The 10,833-nt window shown below is 35.8% G+C and carries 7 protein-coding genes; 6 read left to right on the top strand and 1 reads right to left on the bottom strand.

Annotated features, from left to right (window positions below; genetic code table 11):
* Positions 1-104 precede the first annotated feature (104 nt).
* The gene (locus AC3IS5_RS03105; RefSeq protein ID WP_489426518.1) at positions 105-3,914 is read left to right on the top strand and encodes a DEAD/DEAH box helicase; all 3,810 of its coding nucleotides are present in this window, start codon (positions 105-107) and stop codon (positions 3,912-3,914) included.
* A 20-nt stretch (positions 3,915-3,934) separates the two neighbouring features.
* Positions 3,935-4,696: a hypothetical protein gene (locus AC3IS5_RS03110; RefSeq protein ID WP_489426519.1), complete on the top strand. Its 762-nt coding sequence runs from the start codon at positions 3,935-3,937 to the stop codon at positions 4,694-4,696.
* A 638-nt stretch (positions 4,697-5,334) separates the two neighbouring features.
* Here the strand turns inward: AC3IS5_RS03110 and AC3IS5_RS03115 are convergent.
* Positions 5,335-5,538 carry a YheE family protein gene (locus AC3IS5_RS03115; protein ID WP_038189043.1) on the bottom strand — a complete coding sequence of 68 codons (204 nt, stop codon included), beginning with the start codon at positions 5,536-5,538 and terminating at the stop codon, positions 5,335-5,337.
* 70 nt (positions 5,539-5,608) lie between these two features.
* Between AC3IS5_RS03115 and AC3IS5_RS03120 the strand changes: the two genes are divergently transcribed.
* The 4 genes from AC3IS5_RS03120 to AC3IS5_RS03135 all read left to right on the top strand — a co-directional run bounded on the left by AC3IS5_RS03120 (position 5,609) and on the right by AC3IS5_RS03135 (position 10,813).
* On the top strand, positions 5,609-5,998 hold the full coding sequence (locus tag AC3IS5_RS03120; protein WP_489426520.1) for a ferritin family protein: 390 nt from the start codon (positions 5,609-5,611) through the stop codon (positions 5,996-5,998).
* 96 nt (positions 5,999-6,094) lie between these two features.
* Entirely contained in the window at positions 6,095-7,237 is a 1,143-nt protein-coding gene (locus tag AC3IS5_RS03125; RefSeq protein ID WP_489427810.1) for a DUF445 domain-containing protein, read from the top strand.
* A 21-nt stretch (positions 7,238-7,258) separates the two neighbouring features.
* Positions 7,259-7,603, top strand: coding sequence for a YlbF family regulator (locus AC3IS5_RS03130; RefSeq protein WP_489426521.1), 345 nt, complete (start codon positions 7,259-7,261; stop codon positions 7,601-7,603).
* Between the two features lie 654 nt (positions 7,604-8,257).
* Entirely contained in the window at positions 8,258-10,813 is a 2,556-nt protein-coding gene (locus tag AC3IS5_RS03135) for a bifunctional metallophosphatase/5'-nucleotidase (RefSeq protein ID WP_489426522.1), read from the top strand.
* Positions 10,814-10,833 lie beyond the last annotated feature (20 nt).

A 10,833-nucleotide genomic window follows, 5' to 3' on the forward strand; every position in this document is an offset into this window, starting at 1 on the left:
TTGCCTTTCAAACATTCGAAAATTCAAATACGATGGCAAAACTGCTATTATAGAAATTAGTGTTTTTAAAAGTGAACCAATTTCAAAGAGAGGAAGATATGTTCATGGGACAAGTAGTAGCTAAAATTGAAACGGTGCGTACAAACCTAATCATGACAAACAAAGCACGTGAAGGAATTTTAGCATGGTCAAAAGATGAGCATGCTTTTTTTCATATTCAAAAATCGTTTTTAGTACATATTGAAAGAATGAGTAATTCTGCACAAGGAGAAACAGCAATTACAATTTATTTTGACAATGTAGCCAACAAAAACCTCACTGAAAAGCTAGATAGTCAAGTTGCAGTGATGAATTGTATTGTGAAATATGAAGGACTACTGGCAACTAATTTCCGTGTTATCAGTTCAAGGGTCCCTGTTCGTACAAATAGAAGATTTGCTACACAGTTAGAGTTTGTGACCGCCCCTAAGAATACCGTAGGGTTGCCAATTGAACTCCATTCTAAAATCCGCCAGTTGCCAATAGCTGAAGAACGTTCAGAATATGTTAGAAAACGTATTTCTAGCTGGGAAGGTTATTTGAAAATTCAAGAGCGCGATGCCACGATTGAGGATATGGCAGCATCATTCTCAAAGCTTTCGGTCAATGAAGACTTCAGTCGTATGACGCTAAATTGTAGTGGTTTAAAGGATAATGAATGGAATAAAGCTAAGGGATTAAGTGCGAAATTTAAAGGCTCTCGAGATGAACTTGGTGAAGTTTTAAAAGTGAATCGCGCGAATAGAACAGTAGAAATTGAGCTACGTCCATATATAAGGGAGCAACTTCGCAAAAATCAGCTAAAACCAAAAACAAAGGAAGTCATCTTTAGTAATTTTGCTACTTTAAGTCAGATTCGAAGACTACGTAGAGGTTTTGCAGATTTAGAAAAAGGCTTAGCTGCAAATGCTAATTTGGAAAAGATATTATTTGAAGATCGACCTCGAATTCAAGCACCTAAAAAGCAAGCTAAACTTGAGTTTCATAACCGATTAAATGAATTTCAGCAAGAAGCTGTGATTGGTGCAATGTCAGCTGAAGATTTATTTGTTATTCAAGGTCCACCAGGTACTGGTAAAACAACAGTTATCTCAGAAATTTGTCAGCAAAATGCGAAGGCAGGTTTACGTACATTAGTAGCTTCTCAGTCTAACTTAGCTGTTGATAATGCATTAAGTCGACTGCTTTCAAATAAAGACATTCGCATTTTACGCTTTGGTCGAACAGAAAGTATTGAAGAAGAAGGCAAGAAATTCATTGAAGAAAATGTAGCTGAGTATTGGAGAGAGCAAACGTTACAAGATATCAAGCAAGAGCTAACGTTGCATGCTAGTCAAGAATCGGAGCTTACTGAAACATTAGCGAAATGTGAGGAAGAACTTCAAAAATTAGAAGCCCAGCTAGTGGTTATAAAAGAAAAAATAGTAGATCAACAACAGGCAAAACTCGATTATGAAGTAATAACAGAAGAAATTCAAAAACTAAAAAAAATGTTAGGTACTTATAGAAGAGAGCTTCGGGACCTTGAAGAACATTTCGGAGAAGTAGCAAATAAATACGAACAAGTCTTATCGAAGGTAGAAGAGTTAGAGCGTTTTCTTGAAAAGAATGAATCCAGTGAAAAATTACTTGAGCGGACTAATCGATTAGCCAATGAAATTGAAAAAACTAGAAATCAATTGCTGTATCGTCAAACAGAAGAAGAATTGGGTGCTGTTAACGAAGAGCTAAACAATTCTCGTAATGAATACATGACTTGGCAAAAAAATATTTTAGAACTACATCAATTGCAACATGAGTTGAAAGACTTTACTAAAGTTGATGAGCTCACTGATTTTATGCAACAGTACGACATTCCAATGGGTTTCATCATTGAACGCCAGATTAATGCATTAGAGAAAATTAAAAACCAAATGGTGAGTTATCATGATTGGATGGCTGTAAATAATAAGTTGAAAGCAGCAATTGACTATGTAGAAAAGCAAATGGGGCATGCTGCTCAAATTATTTTACAACAAGTTAATGCACGTCCAGAAGATAGCTATTCATCTTATTCGATCCGTGAAGTGCATGAAGCGATAGACCATATGAAGCAGTTTTTAATAACACAAAAAGTTGTAAACCCTGTACAGTTAAAACCACATTTAGAAAGACTTTATTTAAGAAGAAAATTTGTGTGGGAACAAGGTACAATTCTACAACAACTAAAACAAGAGGCTGTTAGATTATTTGAGATGATCAAACGAGAAGTGATTAAACAAACAACTGAAGTATTAGCTAACGCACAACAAAAGAAAAGTACTTTAACGAATAAAGGGATGTTATTAAAGGATAAGCAAGCCCAGCTTCAAAAACGATATGACCAATTAAAATTGAATTTGTCTGACGTACCTATCTCTAGCAATTCAGAGCAACTAACCGCAATATTACACAAATTAGAAGAAGAATTGCAGCGTGTAAAATCAACGCACCAAGTAGTTTTACAAACCATCCCTCAGTTAGATCAAATGCAGCAGCAGCACCAAAAGTTAATGGAAGAAAGAACTACTATAGCTAGTGACCTTGAGGAAAAGAAACTAGCAATTCAAGAGATTAATTCACAAGGCTTACAGCAGGAAAAGGATTTAAAAGCTCTGGAAGAAATCCTTAATCAAGATTATGAAGACCAACAATTACAAGCAGATTATGCTATTAAAAAGCTTACAGAAAAAATAACAAAACTCCAGCATAACAAAGCACAGCTACCTATTAAACAAGCACTACAAAAACAATGGTATACATTACTACAAGAAGCTAATGAACATGATTTAGATGAAATTCGTAAAATGTATGTACGACATGCCAATGTTATTGGGACAACATGTGTAGCTTCAGCCCGAAAAGAATTTATGGATAATTATCCAACATTTGATGTCGTTATTATTGATGAGGTGTCTAAAGCAACACCACCAGAATTGTTGCTGCCAATGTTAAAAGGGAAAAAAATTATTCTCGTAGGAGACCATCATCAGCTACCACCATTAGTTGGAGACGATACATTAGAGGAAACGTTAAAGGCGATTATCGAAGAAAGTGACGCACTAGAGGAAAGTGCTGAGTTAAAAAAATTACTAAAAGAATCTTTATTCGAACGCCTTTTCAAAAACCTTCCTCGAGATAATAAACAAATGCTAGCGATTCAATATCGTATGCATGAGGATATTATGAAGACAATTACCCCTTTTTATGAAAATGAAGATGATCAACTGCAATGTGGTTTAATCGATTCAGATAACGTTCGAGACCATTTCCTAGAGGGGCATTATGTAAAACGGTCTGATCACTTATTATGGCTAGATATGCCAAATGAAAAGCCATATTTTGAAGAACAAATGAAAAATGGTAAAAGTCGGTTCAATCAAGGTGAATTAGATACAATTCGCCATATGCTGCTCGATTTAGACCATGCAACTGAAATGGCTAAAGCGGCAGGGAAAATAAAACAAGAGGAACGTAAAAGCATTGGTGTTATAAGTTTTTACGGGGAGCAAGTTAAGAAAATCGACCGCCTTATTCAGCAAGAACTAAATCTACAACATTTACATCTACGCACGGGTACTGTTGATAAGTTCCAAGGGATGGAAATGGACGTTATTATCGTGAGTATGGTTCGTAATACACAACATAAAGGCGGAGATATCGGTTTCGCCAATGATTATCGTAGATTAAATGTAGCGTTATCACGTGCTAGGGAGCTACTAATTCTTGTAGGTAGTACAGAAATGTTTACACAAAGAGCAAAGCAGAAACATGCGCGAGATATGTATAGTCAACTATTAAAAACAGTGAAAGAACAAAATGGCCTCCGTGACCAAGATGGCAATGTAAAACAGTAAAATGGAAAGGAGAGCCAAGTATGCAAGCATTAGAAAAACGATTGAAAAGAGAAGTTTTACAAAATGGCAAAGTAGAGATTTTAAATTCCTCAAGCTGGTGCGTGCCAGTGCAATCAATTGATGTCACTTATCAACCAGTAAAGCGATTGAAGATGGATATATTGATGAAAATGATGCTACTGACTTTCCAACAAGCTGAAATTTCAAATGCTAACGAATTGGGTGAATTACTGTTAGTAGAGGATCTCTTCATTCAAGACCTCCTCATAAATTTAACGAAAACAGGGCTAATTGAAAGAGGAGAGAAATACTATTATTTAACATCTAAAGGCAAAATCCAACTTGAAAATGGCGTGTTTGAAGAAGAGCAGGAGATAGAAACACAGCAGTTGCTTTACAGTGCTTGCCACGAAGCATTCTTGCCAGCGGAAATTGATCAGATGGATGAGTATGACGAGTTACCAGATCTGTTTCGATATGCTTTAGAGGGACCTGAGGAGACATTAAAATTTGTAGAGGATGAGTTAATAGAAGTTCTGCAAAATAGCCGTACATCTGAAGACGAAGGTGAAGAACAAACAGTCATTACTGATATCATATCAAAAGAAGCACGTCAGATTAATGATGTACCTTGTCTTGAATTTATCTTATATAACCGTGAACAGGACCTTCTTTTCGTTCGAGTATGGAATACATTGTTATCTCAATGGGATGATAAGTTGGAGAAGCTACTACTTGAAAAAGAAGTTGTTATGTGGCGAGAAGAGTATTTGAAGATTTAGCTACAAGTTAACATTTTTGAGGCATTATTATTAGGAGATAGCGGCTCGGGTCGTTGCGGGCGCTCAAAGTCAAAGGGCGACTTTAGCTTCCGCCTTCCAACGACCTCGCATCTGAACGAGCGCCTTCAGCATTAAGATGAGATATCCAGCTTCAGGCGCTAGCGGCTCGGGTCGTTTCAGTCGGGCGCTCAAAGTCAAAGGGCGACTTTAGCTTCCGCCTTCCAACGACCTCGCATCTGAACGAGCGCCTTCAGCATTAAGATGAGATATCCAGCTTCAGGCGCTAGCGGCTCGGGTCGTTTCAGTCGGGCGCTTAAAGTCAAAGGGCGACTTTGGCTTCCACCTTCCAACGACCTCGCAGCTGAACGAGCGCCTTCAGCATTAAGATGAGATATCCAGCTTCAGGCGCTAGACTCTCGGGACGTTTCGGTCTCTCGGCACAAGACAAAAAGCGTCTTGTGTTCGAGCCCTCCAACGCCTGTAGAGTCTGGACGAGCGCCTTCAGCATTTAATAAGATATCCAGCTTCAGCGGCCAGCCCTTCGAGGTCACTTCAGTCTCTCGGTCAAAGGCAAAAAGCGCCTTTGATTCGAGCCTTCCAGTGCTTGTCAGGGCTAAACGGGCCGCTTCAGCATTTAATTAGTCATACACATGATAAAGCATTAGTTCGTGTATCATTTTTTTTACGGTTTCTTCATTTGGTGGTATTGACCCTGACCATATGATGGAGCCGTCTTTTTTATATTCGCCTTCGTATCGTTGATGCTTGTAGAAAAAGGCGATTTGCCAGCCTGGTAATTTTGTATTTTCGAATAATGGTTTGAAACTAAAATGTTGAATCATATGTATACCCCTTTTCATAGTGCCGGTCCCGTTCGCATATAGTGTGAAAAAGCGTATAGGAGATGGCGGTATGTTTGAAGAACAGCTAAAGAAAGCGATTCAAGATGAATATCAGACGTATTATTGGTACAAATCGATGCTTGAGCTGACGAACGATCCTACATGGAAATCTTATATCGAGCATGCAATAACAGATGAGAAGTGTCATTATGAGATGTTCCAACAACTTCATTATATGATGACTGGAGAATATGTACAAAATTTAACGAAAAGACCACCATGCAAAAATCTTAAAGCTTGTGCAAAAGAGGCAATAGGTGAAGAGCTTGAAGCGACAGATTTATATAAAGAAATGTTCTTAAATACTCCACTTGAACAAGGCCAATACCCATTCTTTATCGCAATGCAAGATGAGATGGAGCATGCGATTCGCTTTTCAACAATTTACAATGCTCTATAAATAGTATGAAATCCCTAACTTCAATAGCTATTAATTCTCACCTACTTGACTGTCTGTTATAATGTAGGAGAGTTTTTGAAGAAATGGGTGAAGAATATGGGTGTGTTCGTAACAATACTATTCATGGCGGCCATAGGAGCAGTCATTGGTGGTTTTACGAATCATTTAGCGATTAAAATGCTCTTTAGGCCTTATAAAGCAATTTATATTGGATCTTGGCGTGTCCCTTTTACACCGGGTTTAATTCCAAAACGCCGAGATGATCTAGCAAGACAACTAGGAAAAACAGTAGTGAATTATTTACTCACACCTGAGACTTTCCGTAAAAAGTTCTTTTCAAATGATATTCGATTGAAAATTGAACAATGGTTAAATGAAAAAATAGAAACAACTTTATTTACAGATGATAAAACAATCAATGATTGGTTGAAGCAAGCGGGTGTTGAAAATTTCCACTTAGCGATTGAAGAAAAAGTTGACGCTTTAATCATTGACCAAGTAGATAAAGTACAAAATGTCCTATCCACAAAAACGGTTCGCGAGCTTTTACCTGAAAGATGGCAAGAGAAGGCGAATTCGAAAATTCCGGATATCGCTCGTTATATTTTAAATAAAGGCGATGTTTATTTTGAATCAGAAGAAGGCTATCAAACGATTAAACGATTAATTGATGATTTCCTTGATACAAAAGGAACGCTTGGTGGCATGATTCAAATGTTTTTAGGCGATTCTTCATCAATAGTTAACAAAGCTCAAAAGGAAATTAAGAAATTTCTAAATGCAGATGGCACATTTGTGCTCGTTTCGAATATGTTAACGAATGAATGGGTTAAATTACAAGATCAAACGGTTACTCAACTAGTTGGCGATTTAGATTTTAATTCAACAACAAAAGCGGTTCAAAGTTATGTGAAGAATGAATTGAAAATTGAAAATCGTTTAGACCAGCCAATTGTACATTATTGGACAAATGGTGCCGAGTGGATGCAACAAAATGTTGTACCACAGGTAGTTGACAATGCTTTTGTACAAGCAGAAGCGAAATTGGAAGATGTTTTAAAACGATTGAATTTAGAAGAAGTGGTACGTGAACAAGTTGACACATTCCCTGTTGAAGTACTTGAGGATTTAGTACTGGGCATTTCAAAAAGAGAATTTAAAATGATTACAGTATTAGGTTTCGTACTTGGTGGTATTATTGGGGTTGTTCAAGGTATTATCGTGACGCTGATTAAATAAAATTGAAAGTAGGGTATCAAAATGATTAATATTTATAATGACATTAACAAGTTAGAAGCAACATTCCGTCAAACGGCAGAATTTGAAGCATTAAAAGCTGCTGTTGAGGAAGTGAAAAATGATTCAGAGGCACTAACATTGTTCCAAAACTTCCGTAAAGTTCAATTGAATTTACAAGAAAAACAAGCAAAGGGCGAACAAATCCAAGAAGATGAATTAACTTACGCTGGAAAAACTGCTCAACTTGCTCAACAAAATAGTAAGATAGAAAAAATGCTTCAATCCGAAATGGCTCTAAGTGGTTTAATTGAAGAAGTAAATCGTATTCTGATTAAACCAGTTCAAGAACTATACACAGAAATCTAATTACGGATATAATTTGTGAGAAATATACAAATAGATTAGGCTAAGCAAAATAAAGAGGAGATACTACATAATTGTAGTATCTCCTCTTTGTTTTTTAGTAAATTTAATTGAGCTAACTATTTAATCTTTCACGCATAAAAACGACGAAATTTACTTAAGTTCATCATAATATGCAAACATTCTTTGTACGCATTCGATTACAATCCATTTACATATTCAATTTTACTATTCCATCTCAATATTTGTAAACTCCAAACAATACTGCAAAACATTAATGATCAAGGCTTTTCTTTATGGATGATACAAGTAAAATACTTGAATTTTAGTTCTAAATTGAAAGGTTTACATCTGGATCGTGTTTAAAAAATATATAAATTCAAATTTTAATAGGCCTAAGTTATTAGGTGTAATTGTATGGATTTATTTAGTGCTTAATTTATAAATTAAATAATAGAATGATAATCCTTAATTATTGAGATATTATGCATTATATGTAAATTCATTAGTTTTATTGTATTGCATTTGTAAAAAAATGTAAACATTACCAAGGTAATGTAGAATCTATGGTGAGCATACCATATAATCGGAATTGTAGAACTTAATAGACTTTCTATTAGGTAGATACAATCAAAAAGTTTAGAGAGGTGTGAGAGAGTGAGTAATTTCAACTATAAATTTGTTAAACCGTTAACATCATTAGTGTTAGGGGCAACTTTATTAACAAGTGCTATCATAGCTCCAGTAAACAATGCGGAGGCAGCAGGGTCTTCTAGCTACAAAATTACTAAAGGGAAGCTAGTTTCAAAATCAACTGGCAAAATAGTAAAAGGTATTAAGACTTACAAACGTAAAGTTTACAAAGATGGAAAGTTACTAACAGGATTAAAATCAGGGTTTTATTACAAAAAAGGTATTAAATCGACTGGTTGGTATAAAGGCAAATGGTACGAAAAAGGTAAAGCATTAACAGGGTACGGTAAAAACACTAGTAAATTATATATTAATGGACAGCTTGCAATGGGTAATTGGTATAAAGGTAAATGGTATGAAAACGGGAAAGCTTTAACTGGACTAGGAAAAAATACAGGGAAATTATACATTAACGGTGTATTAAACACTGGAAAGTATCTATTTAAAAATAAGTTATACAATGGTGCAGTTTTAAATAAAGGTCTAACGCTATATAGTGACAAACTATATAATGGTGCAGCATTAAATGTAGGCATTATACAGTATGGAGGTAAATGGTATAGCGGCTCTAGCTTAGCTTCGGGCAAAATTACAACCCCGGATGGAAAAACAATACAGGTTGAGAATGGTATTGAAATTTCATCAGGTAATAATGGCGGAGGAGATAGCGAAGAAAACTTTACTTTATCATTAATGCATACAAACGACACGCATGCACATTTAGATAATATAGCGAAAAGAACAACTGCCATCAAAGATGTCAGAGCTAAAAAGCCAAATTCATTATTACTAGATGCAGGTGATGTTTTTAGTGGCACGCTATACTTCAATGAATTCCAAGGAAAAGCAGATTTGGAATTCATGAATTTATTACGTTATGATGCAATGACCTTTGGTAATCATGAATTCGACTTAGGTTCAAGTAAAGAAGGGCATAAGGCTTTAGCTGATTTTATCGAAGGTGCAAATTTCCCATTTGTTAGTGCTAATGTAAACTTTTCTGCAGATGATCGATTTAAGGGTCTATTTTCAGATTTAATCTCGAGTAATCCTGAAAAAGGTAAAATTTATAATGGGATTATTAAAGAAATCAATGGCGAAAAAGTAGGGATTTTTGGTTTAACAACGGAAGAAACGAAGGGTATTTCAAGCCCTGGCAGTATAGTATTTGAAAATTATATTAAAGAGGCTGAAAAAGCAGTTAAAGCGTTTGAAGGGCAAGGCGTCGATAAAATCATTGCTTTGACACATATTGGTTATGATGACAATGCGGCAATCGATAATGACTTAACTTTAGCTACAGCTGTTGAAGGTATTGACATAATTGTTGGTGGGCATAGTCATACACAGCTTGATAAGCCAGTTATTATAAATAAAGATAACAAAGAAAAAGATCCAACAATCATTGTCCAAGCTTATCAATATAGTGATTTTTTAGGCACTTTAGATGTTGAGTTTGATGGTAGAGGTAAAGTTACTAAGGCAAATGGAGAACTGATTGACCTTAGCAAATTAAAAGAGGATCCAGAAGCGGCTAATATTCTAAAGACATATTCTGAACAGATTAAAGATGTATCTAGTAAACCAATCGGGGCAACAGCGATAAGTGAATTGATTAATCCGAGAATAACAGATCAAGGAAATGATGGTACAAGTGTCCGTAATAGTGAAACAGCACTTGGTAATATCATTACAGATGGTATGCTAGCAAAAGCAAAAACTTTTGATGAAAAAGTCATCATGGCGCTACAAAATGGTGGAGGTATTCGATCAGGCATTAATGCAGGTGAAATCACTGTTGGAGAAGTTATAACAGTACTACCATTTGGAAACACATTAGCAACAATGACTCTTACAGGAGCTGAATTAAAGCAAGCATTTGAAACAAGCTTCAAGGAATCTCCAAAAGAAAACGGAGGGTTCCTTCACGTATCTGGTGCCAAAGTAGAATATGACTCAAGCAAACCAAAAGACCAACGTGTCGTTTCTATTAAGTATCAAGATGCAAAGGGCAAATACATTGACATCAAAGACAACGAAAATTATACAGTAGCAACAAATGCCTTTACTGCAAAAGGTGGAGATGGTTATGACGTATTTAAAAAAGCCTATGGAGAAGGGCGCGTAACAGACCTAGGGCTGTCAGACTGGGAAAACTTGGCCGAGCATTTAACATCTCTTAAAGAAATCGAACCTAAAATAGAAGGACGTATTGTAGACGTTAGTAAAGAAGAAAATCCAAATACTGAACTTCCCGGTGGTAACGTCGCAGGTGCAGATTTCTCTGGAACAATTTCAAAACCAAAAGTTTACAAAGAGAGTGTAACTGTAGATATAACAGATATTTCTTCTTTATCCAATGCAGTCATTAAAGGAGACTTAATTATCACTGGCAAATTATCTGGAAATATTAGCATTTCTAATATTAAAGTTGAAGGTAATTTAGATTTATCGGCAGTTGAGGGTGATATTACGAATAAATTAGAGAATATCGATGTGACTGGTGAAACAATCTTCTAATTATTTAATGAAGCCTTAAG

Source organism: Viridibacillus sp. KH_047 (assembly GCF_057838945.1).

Coding starts and splice junctions, on each gene's coding strand:
- AC3IS5_RS03120 (WP_489426520.1), top strand. CDS start 5,609: ATGTTTGAAGAACAGCTAAAGAAAGCGATTCAAGATGAATATCAGACG.
- AC3IS5_RS03110 (WP_489426519.1), top strand. CDS start 3,935: ATGCAAGCATTAGAAAAACGATTGAAAAGAGAAGTTTTACAAAATGGC.
- AC3IS5_RS03130 (WP_489426521.1), top strand. CDS start 7,259: ATGATTAATATTTATAATGACATTAACAAGTTAGAAGCAACATTCCGT.
- AC3IS5_RS03105 (WP_489426518.1), top strand. CDS start 105: ATGGGACAAGTAGTAGCTAAAATTGAAACGGTGCGTACAAACCTAATC.
- AC3IS5_RS03125 (WP_489427810.1), top strand. CDS start 6,095: ATGGGTGTGTTCGTAACAATACTATTCATGGCGGCCATAGGAGCAGTC.
- AC3IS5_RS03115 (WP_038189043.1), bottom strand. CDS start 5,538: ATGATTCAACATTTTAGTTTCAAACCATTATTCGAAAATACAAAATTA.